At 68.4% G+C, this 18,082-nt stretch carries 17 protein-coding genes; 9 read left to right on the top strand and 8 right to left on the bottom strand.

Annotation, left to right across the window (positions count from 1 at the left end):
- Positions 1-6: 6 nt before the first annotated feature.
- The 9 genes from VHP37_08755 to hemF all read left to right on the top strand — a co-directional run bounded on the left by VHP37_08755 (position 7) and on the right by hemF (position 9,507).
- Positions 7-990 carry a phosphotransferase gene (locus VHP37_08755; GenBank protein HEX2826421.1) on the top strand — a complete coding sequence of 328 codons (984 nt, stop codon included), beginning with the start codon at positions 7-9 and terminating at the stop codon, positions 988-990.
- Positions 987-1,694 carry a nucleotidyltransferase family protein gene (locus VHP37_08760; protein HEX2826422.1) on the top strand — a complete coding sequence of 236 codons (708 nt, stop codon included), beginning with the start codon at positions 987-989 and terminating at the stop codon, positions 1,692-1,694. The genes VHP37_08755 and VHP37_08760 overlap by 4 nt, the downstream gene beginning before the upstream one ends.
- Positions 1,691-3,004, top strand: coding sequence for a Xaa-Pro aminopeptidase (pepP, locus tag VHP37_08765; protein ID HEX2826423.1), 1,314 nt, complete (start codon positions 1,691-1,693; stop codon positions 3,002-3,004). Before VHP37_08760 ends, pepP begins: the two co-directional genes overlap by 4 nt.
- Before the next feature lie 7 nt (positions 3,005-3,011).
- Positions 3,012-4,163 (top strand): FAD-dependent monooxygenase, encoded by a 1,152-nt coding sequence (locus VHP37_08770; protein HEX2826424.1) that lies wholly within the window; start codon positions 3,012-3,014, stop codon positions 4,161-4,163.
- Positions 4,164-4,357: 194 nt separating this feature from the next.
- A complete protein-coding gene (dusB, locus tag VHP37_08775; GenBank protein HEX2826425.1) occupies positions 4,358-5,365 on the top strand; it encodes a tRNA dihydrouridine synthase DusB in 1,008 nt (335 codons plus the stop codon).
- On the top strand, positions 5,365-5,598 hold the full coding sequence (locus tag VHP37_08780; protein HEX2826426.1) for a helix-turn-helix domain-containing protein: 234 nt from the start codon (positions 5,365-5,367) through the stop codon (positions 5,596-5,598). Before dusB ends, VHP37_08780 begins: the two co-directional genes overlap by 1 nt.
- A 6-nt stretch (positions 5,599-5,604) precedes the next feature.
- Positions 5,605-7,170, top strand: coding sequence for a bifunctional phosphoribosylaminoimidazolecarboxamide formyltransferase/IMP cyclohydrolase (gene purH / locus VHP37_08785; protein ID HEX2826427.1), 1,566 nt, complete (start codon positions 5,605-5,607; stop codon positions 7,168-7,170).
- A gap of 98 nt (positions 7,171-7,268) precedes the next feature.
- Positions 7,269-8,576, top strand: coding sequence for a phosphoribosylamine--glycine ligase (gene purD / locus VHP37_08790; GenBank protein HEX2826428.1), 1,308 nt, complete (start codon positions 7,269-7,271; stop codon positions 8,574-8,576).
- 19 nt (positions 8,577-8,595) lie between these two features.
- A complete protein-coding gene (hemF, locus tag VHP37_08795; protein HEX2826429.1) occupies positions 8,596-9,507 on the top strand; it encodes an oxygen-dependent coproporphyrinogen oxidase in 912 nt (303 codons plus the stop codon).
- Here the strand turns inward: hemF and VHP37_08800 are convergent, their stop codons facing one another.
- From VHP37_08800 to VHP37_08835, 8 genes are all read right to left on the bottom strand, one after another.
- Positions 9,508-10,560, bottom strand: a complete 1,053-nt coding sequence (locus VHP37_08800) for a DAHL domain-containing protein (GenBank protein HEX2826430.1) — start codon at positions 10,558-10,560, stop codon at positions 9,508-9,510.
- Complete coding sequence (locus tag VHP37_08805; GenBank protein ID HEX2826431.1) at positions 10,553-11,305, bottom strand: ABC transporter ATP-binding protein; 753 nt, start codon at positions 11,303-11,305, stop codon at positions 10,553-10,555. Before VHP37_08805 ends, VHP37_08800 begins: the two co-directional genes overlap by 8 nt.
- Complete coding sequence (locus tag VHP37_08810) at positions 11,302-12,081, bottom strand: ABC transporter ATP-binding protein (protein HEX2826432.1); 780 nt, start codon at positions 12,079-12,081, stop codon at positions 11,302-11,304. The genes VHP37_08805 and VHP37_08810 overlap by 4 nt, the downstream gene beginning before the upstream one ends.
- Positions 12,068-13,129, bottom strand: a complete 1,062-nt coding sequence (locus VHP37_08815) for an ABC transporter ATP-binding protein (protein HEX2826433.1) — start codon at positions 13,127-13,129, stop codon at positions 12,068-12,070. Before VHP37_08815 ends, VHP37_08810 begins: the two co-directional genes overlap by 14 nt.
- A gap of 58 nt (positions 13,130-13,187) precedes the next feature.
- Positions 13,188-14,111, bottom strand: a complete 924-nt coding sequence (locus VHP37_08820) for a branched-chain amino acid ABC transporter permease (protein HEX2826434.1) — start codon at positions 14,109-14,111, stop codon at positions 13,188-13,190.
- A gap of 193 nt (positions 14,112-14,304) precedes the next feature.
- A complete protein-coding gene (locus VHP37_08825; GenBank protein HEX2826435.1) occupies positions 14,305-15,552 on the bottom strand; it encodes a branched-chain amino acid ABC transporter substrate-binding protein in 1,248 nt (415 codons plus the stop codon).
- A gap of 47 nt (positions 15,553-15,599) precedes the next feature.
- Positions 15,600-15,920 carry a c-type cytochrome gene (locus VHP37_08830; GenBank protein HEX2826436.1) on the bottom strand — a complete coding sequence of 107 codons (321 nt, stop codon included), beginning with the start codon at positions 15,918-15,920 and terminating at the stop codon, positions 15,600-15,602.
- A gap of 87 nt (positions 15,921-16,007) precedes the next feature.
- A complete protein-coding gene (locus tag VHP37_08835) occupies positions 16,008-18,053 on the bottom strand; it encodes a thioredoxin domain-containing protein (GenBank protein ID HEX2826437.1) in 2,046 nt (681 codons plus the stop codon).
- Positions 18,054-18,082 lie beyond the last annotated feature (29 nt).

Below are 18,082 nucleotides of genomic sequence, written 5' to 3' on the forward strand. Positions count from 1 at the left end.
GTGCGTTTGGACGAGCTCACCCGCTGGGTGCGCGCAGCTCTCGGCGCCGGCGACGCAACCCTGGAGCGCGCGTCGGAGGACGCGAGCTTTCGCCGCTATTTCAGGGTCCGCGCGAACGGCTCGACGTGGATCGCGATGGACGCCCCGCCCGAGCGGGAGGATTGCACGCCCTTCGTCAAGGTCGCCGGGCTCATGCTCGATGCGGGCATGCACGTACCCGAGGTGCTCGCGCAGGACCTCGGGCGCGGCTACCTGCTGCTCACCGACCTGGGCACGACGACCTACCTTCGCGCGATCGACGAGAGCAACGCCGACGCGCTCTTCGGCGACGCCATCGACACGCTGATCAGCTGGCAGCTCGCGAGCCGGCCGGGGGTGCTGCCGCAGTACGATCGCGCGCTGCTCGCGCGTGAGCTCGAGCTGTTTCCGGAGTGGTATCTCGGACGCCATCTCGGCCGGGTTCCCGAAGGCGCCGCGCGTGCGCTGCTCGACCGCGTGTTCGGCAGGCTCGTCGACGCCGCGCTCGCGCAGCCGCAGGTGTACGTGCACCGCGACTACATGCCGCGCAACCTCATGTTGTCGACCCCGAATCCCGGTGTAATCGATTTCCAGGACGCGGTGTACGGGCCGATCACTTACGACGTCGTGTCGCTCTTCCGCGACGCCTTCCTGTCGTGGGCCGAAGAGCGCGTGCTGGACTGGACCGTGCGCTATTGGGAGCGCGCGAAGCGCGCCGGGCTGCCGGTGAACGCCGATTTCGCGGCGTTCTATCGCGATTTCGAATGGATGGGGCTGCAGCGCCACATCAAGGTGCTCGGCATCTTCGCACGCATCCGCTACCGCGACGGCAAGCCGGGCTATCTCGACGACGCGCCGCGCTTCCTGCGCTATGCGCGCGACGTCGCCGAGCGTTACGCCGAGCTTCAGGAGCTCGTCACCCTGCTCGACGCCATAGAGACCCGCGACCCCAAGGTCGCGTATACGTTTTGAAAGCGATGATCCTCGCGGCGGGCCGCGGCGAGCGCATGCGCCCGCTCACCGACGCCAAGCCCAAACCGATGCTCGAAGCGGCGGGCAAGCCGATCATCGTGTGGACGATCGAAGCGCTCGCGCGCGCGGGCTTTCGCGATCTCGTCATCAACGTCTCGCACTTCGGCCAGGTGATCGAGCAGGGTCTGGGCGACGGGCGCCGCTGGGACGTCTCGATCCGGTATTCGCGCGAAGCCGAGCCGCTCGAGACCGCGGGCGGCATCGCCACGGCACTGCCTTTGCTCGGCACCGAGCCGTTCATCGTCGTCAACGGCGACATCTATTGTGATTTCGATTTTCGACGGCTGGCCGGCGTGCTGCAGACGCCCGCGGCGCCGCTCGCCCATCTGGTGCTCGTGAACAATCCGCCGCATCACCCGAAAGGCGATTTCGCGCTCGACGGCTGCCGCGTGCTCAACACAGGCGCTCCCATGTACACCTTCAGCGGCGTCGGCGCGTATCGACCGGAATTCTTCGGGTCCGTGGCGCCGCATACGCGCGCGCAGCTCGCGACCCTGCTGCGCCCGCAGATCGACGCGCGCCGCGTCACCGGCGAGACGCACGGCGGCGCATGGTCGGACATCGGCACCCCGGAGCGGCTGTACGCGCTCGAGACGATGCTCGAACCGGCGGCGGCGCAAGCACGGGCGCACGGAACGCCATGAGCGCCGGATTCGACGCATCGCCCTACGCCGCGCGCCGCGCGCGGCTCGCTGCCGGCATGAAGCGCGGCATCGCGATCGTGCCGACCGCGCCCGAGCGCCCGCGCAACCGCGACGCCCATTACCCCTTCCGCTTCGACAGCTATTTCTATTACCTCACCGGTTTTCCCGAGCCCGAAGCGGTGCTCGTCGTGATCGCCGACGACGGCGCGCCGCGCTCGGTGCTGTTCTGCCGCGACAAGGACCCCGAGCGCGAAGTGTGGGACGGTTTCCGATACGGGCCCGAGGGCGCGAAAGCGGCGTTCGGCTTCGACGAAGCCCACAGCGTCGCGAAGCTCGACGAGCTCGTGCCGCAGCTTCTGTCGAACCAGCCGGCGCTCTACTGTCATCTCGGCGCCGATTCGGCCTGGGACGAGCGCGTGATGCGCTGGATGAACGACGTGCGCGGCCGCGCCCGCGCGGGCGTCACCGCGCCGGAGACGATCGCGGACGTGCACGTGCAGCTCGACGAGATGAGGCTCCTCAAGGACGCGCACGAGATCGCGCTGATGCGCCGCGCGGCCGAAATCTCGACCGGCGCCCACCGCCGTGCGATGGTGGCCGCGAAGCCCGGCGTCGGTGAGTACGCGATCGAAGCCGAGCTCCTGCACGAGTTCCGCCGCCACGGCGCGCAGGCCCCCGCGTACACGCCGATCGTCGCATCGGGCGAGCACGCGTGCGTGCTGCACTACGTCGAGAATTCCGACACGCTGAAGGACGGCGACCTGCTGCTGATCGACGCAGGCTGCGAGCTCGACGGCTATGCGTCGGATATCACGCGCACTTTTCCGGTGAACGGGCGCTTCAGCGGCCCGCAGCGCGAGGTCTACGAGCTCGTGCTCGCGGCGCAGGCCGCGGCGATCGCCCACGTGAAGCCCGGCGCGCGCTGGAACGCCGCGCACGACGCCGCGGTGCGCGTGCTCGCGCAGGGCTTCATCGACATGAAGCTCGTCGAAGGCTCGCTCGACCAGGTGCTCGAGACCGAGAGCTACCGCAAGTTCTACATGCACCGCACCGGCCACTGGCTCGGTCTCGACGTGCACGACGCCGGCGACTACAAGCGCGCCGGCGAATGGCGCGAGCTGACCCCCGGCATGGTGCTCACGGTCGAGCCCGGCTGTTACATACGCCCCGGCGCCGACGTGCCGGCGCACTATGCGGGCATCGGCGTGCGCATCGAGGACGACGCCCTCGTCACCGCGAACGGCTGCGAGATCCTTACGACCGCGGCGCCGAAGAGCGTCGCGGACATCGAAGCGCTGATGCGCGGCTAGGGCGCGCATGACTGCGAGCCGCACCTGCGAAGTCGCGATCGTCGGCGGCGGCCCTGTCGGCGCCGCGCTCGCGCTCGCGCTGCACGCTTCGGGCATACAGGCCCTGCTGCTCGAAGCGCGCGAAGCGTCCTCTAACGTGACGACGCGGCGGCCGCTGGCGCTCTCCCACGGCAGCCGTCTCATCCTCGAGCGTCTCGGCGTCTGGGAGAGCCTGGCCGACGCCACGCCGATCCGCCGCATACACATCTCGCAACGCGGGCGCTTCGGCCGCACCGTCCTCGACGCGGACCAAGCGTCGCTGCCCGCGCTCGGCTACGTGACCGATTACGCCGGCGTGGTCGGCGCGTTCGATGCCGCGCTGAAACGCGCCGGCATCGAAGTGATTCGCGGCGCGCGCGTGGCGTCGATCGCGCACGATCCGCGCTCCGCCCGAGTCGTCTACGACGACGGCGCCGGCAGCGCGGATTGCATCGCCGCGCTCGTCGCGGTCGCCGACGGCAGCGCGGCCGCCGCCGAGGTCGAGGTGCGCACGACCGATTACGGCCAGGCCGCGGTCACCGCGGTGGTCACGATCGACGGTCCCCATCGCAACATCGCGTACGAGCGCTTCACGCCCGAAGGACCGCTCGCACTGTTGCCGTCCGGCGACGCTTATGCGGTCGTTTGGACCGTGGCGCACGCGACCGCGGCCGATCTCGTGAGCGCCACGCAAGCGGAGTTCATCGCGCGGCTGCAGGAACGCTTCGGCGAGCGTGCGGGACGCTTCCTCACCGCGAGCGCGCGTGCGGCGCAGCATCTCGTGCTCCGCGTCGCCGAGCGCGTGGCATGCGGCCGCGCAGTCCTCATCGGCAACGCGGCGCAGGCGCTGCACCCGGTCGCGGGGCAGGGCTTCAATCTCGGATTGCGGGATGCGTGGGAGCTCGCGAGCGAGACCGCGCGCCGCGGCGCATCGTCGCCCGATCTGCCCCAGGCTTATGCCGCGCGGCGCCGTCTCGATCGCACCGGCGGCATCGCATTCACCGATGCGCTGGTGAGAATCTTCTCGAACGATTTCGCGCCGCTCGCGCACGCGCGAGGCGCGGGCCTCGCGTTGCTCGACAACTTGCCGCCGCTCAAGGATTTCGTCGCCCGTCGTATGATTTTCGGTTCGCGAGGTTGAATCGCACGCTGCGAAGCTGCGTGAACTCTGCGCGCAGAGATAAGCACTTAACGCAGACTCCGCGCAGCCCGTTTCGTCCTGCGTCAAGTACCTTTGCATCATCCGCTCTTTCACTCTGCCGAGCGGGCTATTTCTCTTTTCTTTGCTCGCGGCCTCCGATTACAATGACGCCCTTCCCTCGCGTCAACGCATCCGTGCAGATCGGTCCGTACAAGCTCAAGAACAATCTCATCGTCGCGCCCATGGCGGGTGTGACCGATAGACCGTTCCGTCAGCTGTGCAAGACCATGGGCGCGGGCATGGCGGTGTCCGAGATGGTCGCGAGCAATTCGCTTCTGTGGGGCTCGGAGAAGACCAAACGCCGCGCCAATCACGAAGGCGAGGTCGACCCGATCTCGGTGCAGATCGCGGGCGCCGATCCGCAGATGCTCGCCGAGGCGGCGAAGTACAACGTCGATCAGGGCGCGCAGATCATCGACATCAACATGGGCTGCCCGGCGAAGAAGGTGTGCAACGTCATGGCGGGCTCGGCGCTGTTGAAGGACGAGCCGCTCGTCACGCGCATCCTCGAAGCGGTCGTCGGCGCGGTCGATGTGCCGGTGACGCTCAAGATCCGCACCGGCTGGGACCGCAGCAACAAGAACGCGGTGACCGTCGCGAAGATCGCCGAGCGCAGCGGCATCAGGGCGCTCGCGATCCACGGCCGCACGCGCGCCGACGCCTACACCGGCGAGGCCGAGTACGACACCATCCGCGACGTGAAGGCCGCGATCTCCATCCCGGTGATCGCGAACGGCGACATCACGACGCCCGAGCGCGTCAAGCACGTGCTCGAGTACACCGGCGCCGACGCCGTGATGATCGGCCGCGCCGCCCAGGGCCGTCCCTGGATGTTCCGCGAGATCATGCACTTTCTCGCGACGGGCGCGCATCTGCCGCCGCCGGAAGTGGACGAGATCCACCGCGTGCTCGTCGCGCATCTCAACGATCTCTACGGCTTCTATGGCGAGCAGACCGGCGTGCGCGTCGCCCGCAAACACATCTCGTGGTACACGAAGGGCCTCGCCGGATCGGCGTCCTTCCGCTTTGCCATGAACCAGCTACAAACTTGCGCCGAGCAGCTCCGGGCGGTCGACGAGTTCTTCGACGAGCTCGCGGGGCGCGGCCGGCGCCTGCAGTACATCGAGGAACTCGCAGCATGATCAACGAGAACGAAATGGCCCGCGTCGTACGCAGGGCCATAGACGTCTATTTCAGGGATCTGGACGGGGAGCGCGCCTGCGGCGTCTACGACATGGTGATCAACTGCGTCGAGAAGCCGTTGCTCGAGTCGGTCCTGCACCGCGTGCAGGGCAACCAGACTCACGCCGCGCAAATGCTCGGCATCAACCGCAACACGCTGCGCAAGAAAATGAAGGCGCACGGGATCAAGTAGGTTCAAGTGATCAAGCAGGCCCTCCTCAGCGTCTCGGATAAGGCGGGACTGGTCGAATTTGCGAAGGGCCTCGCGGCGCACGGGGTGAGGCTGCTCTCGACCGGGGGCACGGCGAAGCTCCTGCAGGAGGCCGGCCTCGAGGTCACCGAGGTCGCCGACTACACCGGTTTCCCGGAGATGCTCGACGGCCGCGTCAAGACGCTGCATCCCAAGGTGCACGGCGGCATCCTCGCGCGGCGCGACCTGCCCGCGCACGTCGAGGCGATCGCGAGCGCGAACATCCCGACGATCGATCTGGTCGTCGTCAACCTCTACCCGTTCACGCAGACCATCGCGAAACCCGGCTGCACGCTCGCCGAGGCGATCGAGAACATCGACATCGGCGGTCCGGCGATGGTGCGCAGCGCCGCCAAGAACTACCAGCACGTCGCGGTCGTCACCGACCCGGCCGATTACGCGGCGATCCTCAAGGAGATGGAGTCCTCGGGCGGCGCGGTCGGCGCCGAGACGCGCTTCAGGCTCGCGCAGAAAGCGTTCTCGCACACCGCGTCGTACGACGGCGCGATCAGCAACTATCTCACCGCGCGGGACATGAACGGCGAGAACGTCCAGCACTTTCCCGCCAGGCTCAACGCGCAGTTCGAGATCGCGCAGCCCCTGCGCTACGGCGAGAACCCGCACCAGCAGGCCGCGTTCTACCGCGATACCGCGCCCGCCGCGGGAACGCTCGCGCGCTACCGGCAGCTCCAGGGCAAGGAGCTGTCGTACAACAACATCGCGGACTCCGACGCGGCGTGGGAGTGCGTCTGGACGTTCGACGAGACCGCGTGCGTCATCGTCAAGCACGCGAACCCGTGCGGCGTCGCGATCGCGGCGTCGACGCTCGACGCGTATCGCAAGGCTTTCAGCACCGATCCCACGTCGGCCTTCGGCGGCATCATCGCCTTCAACCGCGAGGTCGACGCAGCGACCGCGCAGGCGGTGGCGCAGCAGTTCGTCGAAGTGGTCATCGCGCCGGCGTACTCGGCGCAAGCACTTTCGGTCTTCGGCGCGAAACAGAACGTGCGGGTGCTCGAAGTGCCGCTGCCGCAAGACGCCGGCAGCAATGCGCTCGACTACAAGCGCGTCGGCGGCGGCTTGCTCGTGCAGACGCCCGACGCGCTGAACGTGAGCAAAGCCGAGCTCAAGGTCGTGACCAGGCTCGCGCCGACGCCCGAACAGCTCGCCGACCTGCTCTTCGCATGGCGGGTCGCCAAGTTCGTGAAGTCCAACGCGATCGTGTTCTGCGGCGGCGGCAAGACCCTCGGCGTCGGCGCCGGCCAGATGAGCCGCGTCGACTCGGCGCGCATCGCGTCGATCAAGGCGCAGAACGCGGGCCTCGCGCTCGCGGGCTCGGCGGTCGCGTCGGACGCCTTCTTTCCGTTCCGCGACGGCGTCGACGTCGTCGCCGATGCCGGCGCGCGTGCGATCATCCAGCCGGGCGGCAGCGTGCGCGACGCGGAGGTTATCGCGGCGGCGGACGAGAAGGGAATCGCCATGGTATTCACCGGCGTCAGGCATTTCCGGCATTGAGCGGAAATGCGTGAAAAGTGAAACGTGAAACGTGAGGAAAAACCGATGAATCACCGCGCCGTTTCACGTTTCACATGTCACGTTTCACACTTCACTTCATGAAGATACTCGTCATCGGCTCCGGTGGACGCGAGCATGCGCTCGCGTGGAAGCTCGCATCGAGCCCGCGCGTCTTCAAGGTGTTCGTCGCGCCGGGCAATGCCGGCACCGCGACCGAGGAAGGCGTTTCCAACGTTCCGCATACCTCGATCGCCGCGCTGATCGAGTTCGTGAAGGACGAGGGCGTCGCGCTCACCGTCGTCGGGCCCGAGGCGCCGCTCGCGGCGGGCGTGGTCGACGCGTTCCACACGGCGGGCCTGCGCATCTTCGGCCCGGTGAAGCAGGCCGCGCAGCTCGAAAGCTCCAAGGATTACGCCAAGAGCTTCATGATCCGCCACCGCATACCGACGGCGGCTTACGCGACGTTCAGCGACGCGCAATCGGCGCACGAGTACATCGACCGCCAGGGCGCGCCCATCGTCGTCAAGGCCGACGGTCTTGCGTCGGGCAAGGGCGTGGTCGTGGCCAGGACCGTCGAGGAAGCGCACGCCGCGGTCGACATGATGCTCGTCGACAACCGCATGGGGATGGCGGGCGCGCGGGTGGTCATCGAGGAATGCCTCGAAGGCGAGGAAGCGAGCTTCATCGTCATCGCCGACGGCAAGCACGCGCTGCCGCTGGCGAGCAGCCAGGACCACAAGCGCCTCAAGGACAACGACGAAGGCCCGAACACCGGCGGCATGGGCGCGTACTCGCCCGCGCCGGTCGTGACGCCCGCGGTGCACGCGCGCGTCATGCGCGAAGTGATCGATCCCGCGATCGCGGGCATGCGCGCCGACGGCATTCCCTACACCGGTTTTCTCTACGCCGGCCTGATGATCGGCAGGAACGGGGAGCTGAAGGTCCTCGAGTTCAACTGCCGCATGGGCGACCCCGAGACCCAGCCCATCCTGCTGCGCCTGAAGAGCGACCTCGTCACCCTCCTCGACCACGCCATCGACGGCACGCTCGACACCGTCGACGCCGAATGGGATCCGCGCGTCGCGCTCGGCGTGGTGCTCGCCGCCGACGGCTATCCCGAGAATCCGCGCAAGGGCGACGTCATCGAAGGCCTGTCCGAAGCCGGCGAGGACTATCGCGTGTTCCACGCGGGCACCGGGCTCGAAGGCCATCGCGTGGTGGTGAACGGCGGCCGCGTGCTGTGCGTGACCGCGCTCGGGCACAACGTGCGCACCGCGCAAAAGCGCGCGTACGACGTGGTGGGGCGCATCCGCTTCGACGGCATGCAGTTCCGGCGCGACATCGGCCATCACGCCATCGAAAAGCGCGCCAGGCGCAGCGCCAAGCCGTCCGACGGCGCAAAGTAACCCTGCGCGCTCGCGACCGATGATCGATCTCGCCGCGGTCGAGCAGTTTCTCGAAGGCCTGCAGGAGTCGATCGTCGCCCGCCTCGCAGCGCTCGACGGCCATGCCTTCGAACGTGACGCGTGGCAGCGCCCCGCGGACAAGGGCGGCGGCGGAGGCGTGACCCGCATCCTCGAAGACGGCGCGCTGTTCGAGCGCGCGGGGGTGGGCTATTCCAACATCTTCGGCACGCAGCTTCCGCCTTCGGCGAGCGCCTCGCGCCCCGAGCTCGCGGGACGTTCGTATCAGGCGATGGGCGTATCGCTGGTGCTGCATCCGCGCAATCCGTACGTGCCCACCGTGCACATGAACGTGCGCGCCTTCCATGCGGGCAAGGAAGGCGCCGAACCGGTGTGGTGGTTCGGCGGCGGCATGGACCTCACGCCGTACTACGGCTTCGAGGAGGACGCGCGCCACTTCCATCGCACCTGCGCCGAAGCGCTCGCGCCTTTCGGCGAGGACCGCTACCCGCGCTACAAGCGCTGGTGCGACGAGTACTTCTTCCTCAAGCACCGCAACGAGCCGCGCGGCATCGGCGGCATCTTCTTCGACGACGTGCACGAGCCCGACTTCGACTCGGCTTTCGCGATGATGAAGAGCGTCGGTGAGCGCTTCCTCACCGCGTACGTGCCGATCGTCGAGCGGCGGCGCGACCAGCCCTATGGCGAGCGCGAGCGCGCTTTCCAGGCGTATCGCCGCGGGCGTTACGTCGAGTTCAACCTCGTCTACGACCGGGGGACGCTGTTCGGGCTGCAGTCGGGCGGCCGCACCGAGTCGATCCTGATGTCGATGCCGCCGCAGGTGGCGTGGCGTTACGACTGGAAGCCCGAGCCGGGATCGCCCGAGGCGCGCCTTTACACCGACTTCCTGACGGCCAGGGATTGGGTGGGCTGATTACGGCCGGTTGATCACGCGCAGGTTGGGCACGTCGCCGGGGTGGTGCTCGTCGGGCGGGCGCGTATCGACGAGCTCGGCGTCTTCCACGGTTGACGCAGGCCGCGGCGGCGCGGAGCGCGCGGCGAGCGCCTGCAGCACGACGTAACGCCGGTAGATCCGCCTCGCCGCGATGGCGACGATGAGCAGCAGCACGAGGCTGTAGGCGGCGAGCGCGGTGCGATAGCGGCCGCGCGCCGCCAGCGCGTCGTCGAGCTGGCGCTGATAGGTCTCCGCGAGCTCGTCGATGCGCGCCGCGGTGTTCAGTACCGCCAGCCGGTCGCCCAGCATCTGCTCGAGCGGTTTGAGCAGCAGGACCTGGTGGACGTCGCTCTCGAGCCGCGCGAGCGCGGTCTCTATCGGTCGCGGCAGCGAGTGCGCACGCGGCAGATCGACCGCGGCGCCTTCGAGCGCCGCGCGCGAGGCGGTGTTCGGCGAGTGGTGGTATTGCTGCGCCTCGGCGAGCACGCGCGCGACGAGGTTCTCCGCGGCGACCAGCCGGTCGCGATCGGTAAAGTCGCGCCAGGCGTTGCGCACCAGCGTGCCGATCGCGGCGTCCGCGCGCATCGCCGCGTCGAGCGCGTGCTTCGCGTCGACGCTCGCCTGCTGGTAGCGCGTGACGAGGTCGGCCTTCTCCTCGTACGCCTTCTTCAACTCCTCGATGCCCGCGCGGAGCGCGTTGCTGTGCGCGTTGGCATACGCGGCTTCGAGGGTGCGCTGGATGCGCGCGACGTCACGCGCCTGCACGACGCGCTCGGCGACGCCGCTCGCCCTGGCGCGCAGCACCGCGACGTCCCAGCGCGCGTCGGTGAGCTTCACGCCCGCGAGCTGGGCGAGCACTTCCGCATTGCGCTGGCTGGCCGCATCGTCGGCGAGGAGGTGGAGGAACACGAGACCGGCGACCAATAGCCCGGCGATGAAGGCGGTCGCCCGCGCGTCGAGGCCGCGCTGCCGTACGCGCACGAACGCGCGGCGTAGCCGCAGAACGATCCAGCTCCTCGCAAGCTTACTCACCGAGATAGGCTTTCCTCACCTGCGGGTTGACGAGGAGCGCGCGCGCGTCGTCTTCGAGCGCGATCGCGCCGGTCTCCATCACGTAGCCGCGGCTGCACGCTTCGAGCGCGAGCTTGGCGTTCTGCTCGACGAGCAGCAGGGTCACGCCTTCGGCGGCTATCGTGCGTATCGTCTCGAATATCTTCTGCACCATGATCGGCGCGAGCCCCATCGACGGCTCGTCGAGGAGCAGCAGCTTCGGTCGGCTCATCAGCGCGCGCGCGATCGCGAGCATCTGCTGCTCTCCGCCCGAGAGCGTGCCGGCGAGCTGGGTTCGTCTTTCGGCGAGCCTCGGAAAAAGAGTGTATGCGCGATCGAAATCGTTGGCGAGCGCCCTGTCGCGGCGAGTGTAGGCGCCCATCGCGAGGTTCTCCGCGATCGTGAGCCGCGCGAACACGCCGCGGCCTTCGGGCACCAGCGCGAGACCGAGCTGCACGAGCCGGTGCGCGGCCAGGCCGGTGACGTCGCGGCCGTCGTAGGTCACCGTGCCGGCGCGCGGCTTGAGCAGGCCCGACAGCGCCTTGAGCGTGGTGGTCTTGCCGGCGCCGTTCGCGCCGATCAGCGTGACGAGCTCGCCGGCGCGCACGAAGAGGTCGATGCCGCGCACCGCCTCGATGCCGCCGTAGGCGACGGCGAGCCCTCGAACCGCGAGGAGCGGCGCGCCCTCGGCAACCGCGCCTCCGGCAGGTGCAGCGCTCGCGCTCACGCGAGCGCTCCGCCGAGATAGGCTTCGATCACCGCGGGATCGCGCTGCACTTCGGCCGGGGGTCCTTCGGCGATGCGTTTGCCGTAGTCGAGCACCGCGACCCGGTCGCACAGACCCATCACGAGCTTCACATCGTGCTCGATGAGGAACAGCGTCGTCCCGTCGGCGCGTATGCGGTTGAGAAGGCCGGTGAGCGTCGCGCGCTCGGTCGCGTTCATGCCGGCCGCGGGCTCGTCGAGCGCGAGCAGCCGCGGCTCGGTCGCGAGCGCGCGCGCGATCTCGAGCCGGCGCTGATCGCCGTAGGGCAGGTTGCGCGAGAGCTCGTTGGCGTGGCGCGCGACGCCGCAGTAGTCGAGCAGCTCGTGCGCGCGCCGCTCGATCGCCGCTTCCTCCGCGCGCGTGCGCGCGCCGCGGAACACTGCGCCGATGACTCCCGCGCGCGTGCGCAGATGGCGGCCGACCATGACGTTCTCCAGCGCGGTCATGTTGCCGAAGAGGCGGATGTTCTGGAACGTGCGCGCGATACCCGCGTGGGCGATCGAGTGCGGCTTGAGCCCGCCGACGGCGGCGCCGTCGAACACGATGCGGCCGCTGTCCGGCGCGTACACGCCGGTGACGACGTTGAAGAGCGTGGTCTTGCCCGCGCCATTGGGGCCGATGAGCCCGAAGATGTCCCCCGCGCGAATCTGCAGCGAGACGTCGGCGAGGGCGGTCAGGCCGCCGAAGCGCTTGCCGACGCCGGACAGCTCGAGCAGGGCCGAGTCAGCGTGCGACATCGGCGCCTTCCGCCCCGCCGGGCTCGCGCGGCGCCGCGAGCTCGCGGCGCCGGATCGACGAAGGCCACAGACCCGCCGGCCTGAACAGCATCATGAGCACCAGCGCCGCGCCGAAGAGCAGCATGCGCAGGTCCGACGGATCGATGTAGACCGCGCCCAGCCACGATTGCTGGAGCGGCCCCGCGTAGCGCAGCGCTTCGGGCAGCGCGGTGAGCAGCACCGCGCCGAGCACGACGCCCGCGACGTTGCCCATGCCGCCCAGCACGACCATGCACAGCACCATGATCGAATCGAGCAGCGTGAAGCTTTCGGGACTGATGAAGCCCTGGAACGACGCGAACAGCGCACCGGCGACGCCGCCGAAGGTCGCGCCCATCGCGAACGCGAGGAGCTTCACGTCGCGCGTATTGATGCCCATCGCCGCGGCGGCGAGCTCGTCCTCGCGTATCGCAACCCAGGCGCGGCCGATGCGCGAATCCTCGAGCCGCCGCGACATGAACATCGAGATCAGCGCGCATGTCAGGAAGACGAAGTAATAGCTGTGCACGGGCGCGATCGTGAGGCCCGCGATCGTGTGCGTCTTGGCGAGGCTCGCGCCGCCCACCTGCAGCGGATCGATCAGCGTGATGCCCTGCGGCCCGTTCGTTACGTTGTAGGGACGGTTGAGATTGTTGAGGAAGATGCGGATGATCTCGCCGAAGCCGAGCGTGACGATCGCGAGGTAGTCTCCGCGCAGCCGCAGCGTGGGCGCGCCGAGGATCACGCCGAAGAACGCCGCGATCAGCGCGCTGAGGGGCAGGATCGCGAAGAACGGCCAGTGCAGGCCGAACTGGGGCGAGGCGAGCAGCGCGTAGGCGTAAGCGCCGACCGCGAAGAACGCGATGTAGCCGAGGTCGAGCAGGCCAGCGTAGCCGACGACGATGTTGAGCCCCAGCGCGAGCATCGCGAAGAGGAGCGCCACGTCGATGATGCGCACCCACGTGCGCCCCAGCGCCGCGTCGACCGCGAACGGCAGCGCCACCAGCACCGCCGCGATCGCGAAATACAGCGCGATCTTCTTCAGGTTGCCCGTCACGGCCTTTCCGTCACCGCTTCATCCGTCACTTCTACGCCCTCTCAGACACCTGCTGCCCCATCAGCCCCGCCGGCCGCAGCACCAGCACGCCGATGAGCACGAGGAACGCGAAGATGTCGCGGTAGTTGCTGCCCAGCACGCCGCCGGTGAGGTCGCCGATGTAGCCCGACGCGAGGCTCTCGATGATGCCGAGGAGCAGACCCCCGAGCATCGCACCGGCGACGTTGCCGATGCCGCCGAGCACCGCCGCGGTGAACGCTTTCAATCCGAGCATGAAGCCCATGAAGTAGTGCCCGAGCCCGTAGTACAGCACGACCATCACGCCGGCGATCGCGCCGATCGCCGAGCCCACCAGGAAGGTGAAGGCGATGATGCGGTTGGTGTCGACGCCCATCAGACCCGCGATGTCGGGATTCTGCTCGGTCGCGCGCATCGCGCGTCCGATGCGGCTCTTCTTGATGAACAACAGGAGGGCCGCCATGATGCCGCACGCGAGCAGGAAGATGTAGCCCTGGATGTCGGTGAACACCGCGCCGGCGACGGCCACTTCGCTCGGAGTGATCAGCGTGGGAAGCGAGATGTACTGCTTGCCCCACACCAGCGCGGCGCTGTACTGGACGAGGATCGACACGCCGATCGCGGTGATGAGCGGCGCCAGCCGCGGCGCGCGCCGCAATGGGCGATAGGCGACGCGCTCGATCGTCACCCCGAGGGCGATGCAGACGATCATCGCGGCGCCCATGGCCGCGAGCAGCACGACCGCCGGCGGCAGCCCGCTGCCGCCGAGCGCGCTGACCACGGTGAGCGCGACCAGCGCGCCGACCATCACGATGTCGCCGTGCGCGAAGTTGATGAGCCCGAGGATGCCGTAGACCATCGTATAGCCCAGCGCGACGAGCGCGTAGATGCTGCCGAGCACGAGGCCGTTGATGATCTGCTGGAGGAAGATGTCCATCTAGGGTTTCGCAACCACTGTCATTGCGAGGAAGGGCAGTGACGAAGCAATCCCGAAGCCTTCGTTGCGCGCGCCGCGAGATCGCCACGTCGCGCTGACGCGCTCCTCGCGACGACGGCCATCAACAGGATGGCCGTCGGATGCGAAAACGGCACCCCCAGGGTGCCGTCTTCGTGCTGCGGGTGACGCGTCGTCACTTCTTGGCTGAGTCCGCCGCGGGCGCCGGGGCGCTGGCTGCCGTGGCGGTCGCGCCTCCCGGCGTGATCGTCTCGAGCGGCTCCCACTTGCCGCCTTTCACGACGTAGATCGTGATCGGGCCGTTCTTGAGGTCGCCTTTGTCGTCGAACGCGATCGGGCCGATGACGCCCTGGTAGTTCGTCTTCGCAAGCTCCGGCAGGAACTTGGCGGGATCGGTCGAGTTCGCGCGCTTCATCGCGTCGACGAAGACCATCACCGCGTCGTAGCCCATCGGTGCGAAGAGCTCGACGTCGGCGTTGTACTTCGCCTTGAACTTCTTCAGGAACGCCTCGCCGCCGGGCATCTTCTCCTTCGGCAGGCCGGGGACCGAGGCCATGACGCCTTCGGCCGGCGCGCCGGCGAGCTTGATGAAGTTGGGCGTCTGCATGCCGTCGCCGCCGATGAACTTCGCCTTGATGCCGAGCTCGGCCATCTGCTTGACCATCGGGCCTGCCTGCGGGTCGATGCCGCCGAACATGACGAGGTCGGGCTTGACCCCCTTGATCTTGGTCAGGATCGCCTTGAAGTCGGTGTCCTTGTCGGTGGTGTGCTCGTGAGCCACCACCTTGGCGCCGCTTTCCTTGATCGTGCGCTCGAACGCGTCGGCGAGTCCCTGGCCATAGGCGGTGCTGTCGTCGATGATCGCGACGGTCTTCGCTTTCAGGTGCTCGGCCGCGTACTTCGCGAGGGTCGGGCCCTGCTGGTCGTCGTTGGCGACGACGCGGAAGGTGGTCTTGAAGCCCTGCTGGGTGTACTTGGGATTGGTCGATCCCGGGGAGATCTGCGGGATGCCGGCGTCGGAGTAGACCTTGGAGGCCGGAATCGACGCGCCCGAGTTGAAGTGGCCGACCACCGCGACGACCTTGGCGTCGACGAGCTTCTGCGCGACGGTCTGCGCCTTGGTCGGGTTGGCTTCGTCGTCCTCCGCCAGGAGCTCGAACTTCACCTTGCGCCCGCCGATCTCGACACCCATGGCGTTCGCGTCGTCGACGCCGAGCTGCACGCCGTTCTTGATGTCGATGCCGATGTGGGCCTGCGGACCGGTCAGGGGAGACGCGGTGCCGATCTTGACCGTGGCGGCCTCGATCGGCCGCGGCGCTTCGGCGGCCTTGGGCGCGGGCGCCTCTTCCTTCTTGCCGCAGGCCCCGATGAACGCGGCGAGCGCGAACGCCACCGCTACCGTAAGAACGTTTCTGCGCTTCATGGCGCCTCCCTTGAGTTATTTATATTGCGGAGCGTGGCCGGGGATTCCTACTTCTGCGACAGCACCCACTTCACGAGCGTGCGGATGTCGTCGTCCTTGACGTGTGCGTTCGGCGGCATCGGGATGTCGCCCCAGTTGCCTTTCCCGCCCTGCTTGACCTTGGTGAAGAGCTCGGCTTCGGCCTTGGCTTTGCCTTTGTACTTCGCCGCGACGTCCTTGAACGAAGGACCGATCACTTTCTTGTCCACGCCGTGGCAGGTCATGCAGCCGGACTTCTGGGCGAGCTCCTGATTGGCCGAGGCGGGAAGGGCGGCGACGGCAGCGACGGCAGCGACGGCGAGCGCGCAGCCGAGGATGGTGCGTTTCATGGCGGGTCCTCTGGTTGAGTTGTGGAATTCTAACCGAAGCGCCGCGGCGCTCCGAACACCTCGATAACGCGGCGGCCGCGCTGCGGTTTACCCGGCGCGCTGCGCGCCCAAGGCCTGTTGAATGTCGTCGAGCGCGTGCACCGGCGCGCGACACGCCGCGCCTTCGCAGATCCACGCTGCAGCGCCGCTCGCGGGCGAAGCATGGTCCAGCGTCGCGGGCAGCGTGCCGGCGTCATTACCGATCGCAATGACCATCGTGTCGGGACGGTACGACTGCGCGAGCGCGGCGTGCCATGCGAGGGCGGTCTCTTCGTCACCGCGAACGACGACGATGCGCGGCGGGACGAGCGACTCTTCCAGCGCGGTCAGCAGGCTCACGTGCGCGCTCGGCGCGTCGTTCGCGTCTTCGTAGAAGGCGGCGATCGCGCGTTGCGCCGCTTCGAGATAGCGCGGCTCACCCGTGAGGTGCGCCAAACGCTGCAGCGCGTGCGCCGCGACACCGTTACCCGAAGGCGTCGCGCCGTCGTGCGCGCTCTTCGGCCGCTGGATGAGCTTCTCGTGATCGTGGCTGGTGAACCAGAAGCCGCCGTTCGCGGTGTCTTCGAACCGGGCGATCAGCACGTCGGCGAGCTCGCGCGCCCATGCGAGATCGTCGGCGCGAAAGTCGCTCTGGGCGAGCTCGAGCAGCGCGTCGACGAGAAAGGCGTAATCGTCGAGATACGCGTTGAGGTGCGCGCGGCCGTCCTTGTACGTCGCGAGGAGCCGCCCGCCTTCGCAGAGCGTGCCTCGCAGGAAATCGGCGGCGCGCCGCGCCGACGCAATCCATTCGTAACGGCCGAACACGCGGCCGGCGCGCGCCATGCCCTTGATCATCAGCGCGTTCCAGCTCGTCAGGACCTTGTCGTCGCGTCCGGGGCGCACGCGCGCTTCGCGAGCGCCGTACAGCTTCCCGCGCGCCGAGGCGAGAATTTCCGCGGCACGCTCGCGCGACAACCCGAGCGAGCCCGCGACTTCCTCGAGCGGTTTCACCGCGTGGAGATGCCAGTGGCGGCCTTCGAAGTTGGGCTCGGCGTCCACACCGTAGTGCGGCGCCGCCACGGCGAATTCGTCCTCCGTGAGGAGCGTCTGCACCTCTTCGCGCGTCCACACGTAGAACCTGCCTTCCTCGCCTTCGGAGTCCGCGTCGAGCGAGGAGTAGTAGCCGCCTTCGGGGCTCTGCATCTCGCGCATCACCCAGTCGGCGGTGTGCTGCGCCGTCTGCGCGAACAGCGGATCGCGCCACACCGCCCACGCGTCGCTGTAGAGCGCGAGCAGCGGGCCGTTGTCGTAGAGCATCTTCTCGAAGTGCGGGATCGTCCACGTGCGATCGGTGCTGTAGCGGCAGAAGCCGCCGCCGAGGTGATCGAAGAGGCCGCCTTCGGCCATCCGGGTCGCCGTGAGCTTGGTGATCTCGCCCGCGACCGTGCCGCCGTCGAGCGCGTGCCGCCGCAGGCAGAACGCGAGCTCGTACGGGTGGGGAAACTTCGGCTTGTCGCCGATGCCGCCATAGACCGTGTCGAAGATGCGCCCGAGCTGGCCGACGACCGCGTCGATCGGCACGCGATCGAGCGCCGCCGCGGTTTGCGTCGCGGCCGCGCGGCCGAGCGCATCGAGGATTGCCGCGCTCTGCCGCTCGATCTCGTTGCGCTGCGTCTGCCACGCGCCAGCGACGCGCGCGAGCAGATCCTTGAACGCCGGCATGCCGTAGCGCGCCGTCTTCGGAAAATAGGTGCCGGCGAAAAACGGCGTGCCGGCGGGCGTGAGGAACATCGTGAGCGGCCAGCCGCCGGCGCGCCGAACGAGCATCTGGTGCACCGCCTGGTAGATCTGGTCGAGGTCGGGACGCTCCTCGCGGTCGACCTTGACGTTCACGAACAGCCGGTTCATCTCGGCCGCGGTATCGGCGTCCTCGAACGACTCGTGCGACATGACGTGACACCAGTGGCACGCCGAGTAGCCGATCGAGAGCAGGATCGGCTTGTCCTGCTCGCGCGAGAGCGCGAGCGCTTCCTCGCCCCACGGATACCAGTCGACCGGGTTGTCCGCGTGCTGTTGCAGGTAGGGTGAGGTTTCGGTGGCGAGACGGTTACGCATGATCGTCTCCGTAGGAACCGTCATTCCCG

The organism is Burkholderiales bacterium (assembly GCA_036262035.1).
Taxonomy (GTDB): domain Bacteria; phylum Pseudomonadota; class Gammaproteobacteria; order Burkholderiales; family SG8-41; genus JAQGMV01.

Coding starts and splice junctions, on each gene's coding strand:
- pepP (HEX2826423.1), top strand. CDS start 1,691: ATGAGCGCCGGATTCGACGCATCGCCCTACGCCGCGCGCCGCGCGCGG.
- VHP37_08770 (HEX2826424.1), top strand. CDS start 3,012: ATGACTGCGAGCCGCACCTGCGAAGTCGCGATCGTCGGCGGCGGCCCT.
- purD (HEX2826428.1), top strand. CDS start 7,269: ATGAAGATACTCGTCATCGGCTCCGGTGGACGCGAGCATGCGCTCGCG.
- hemF (HEX2826429.1), top strand. CDS start 8,596: ATGATCGATCTCGCCGCGGTCGAGCAGTTTCTCGAAGGCCTGCAGGAG.
- VHP37_08810 (HEX2826432.1), bottom strand. CDS start 12,081: ATGTCGCACGCTGACTCGGCCCTGCTCGAGCTGTCCGGCGTCGGCAAG.
- VHP37_08820 (HEX2826434.1), bottom strand. CDS start 14,111: ATGGACATCTTCCTCCAGCAGATCATCAACGGCCTCGTGCTCGGCAGC.
- VHP37_08825 (HEX2826435.1), bottom strand. CDS start 15,552: ATGAAGCGCAGAAACGTTCTTACGGTAGCGGTGGCGTTCGCGCTCGCC.
- VHP37_08830 (HEX2826436.1), bottom strand. CDS start 15,920: ATGAAACGCACCATCCTCGGCTGCGCGCTCGCCGTCGCTGCCGTCGCT.
- VHP37_08835 (HEX2826437.1), bottom strand. CDS start 18,053: ATGCGTAACCGTCTCGCCACCGAAACCTCACCCTACCTGCAACAGCAC.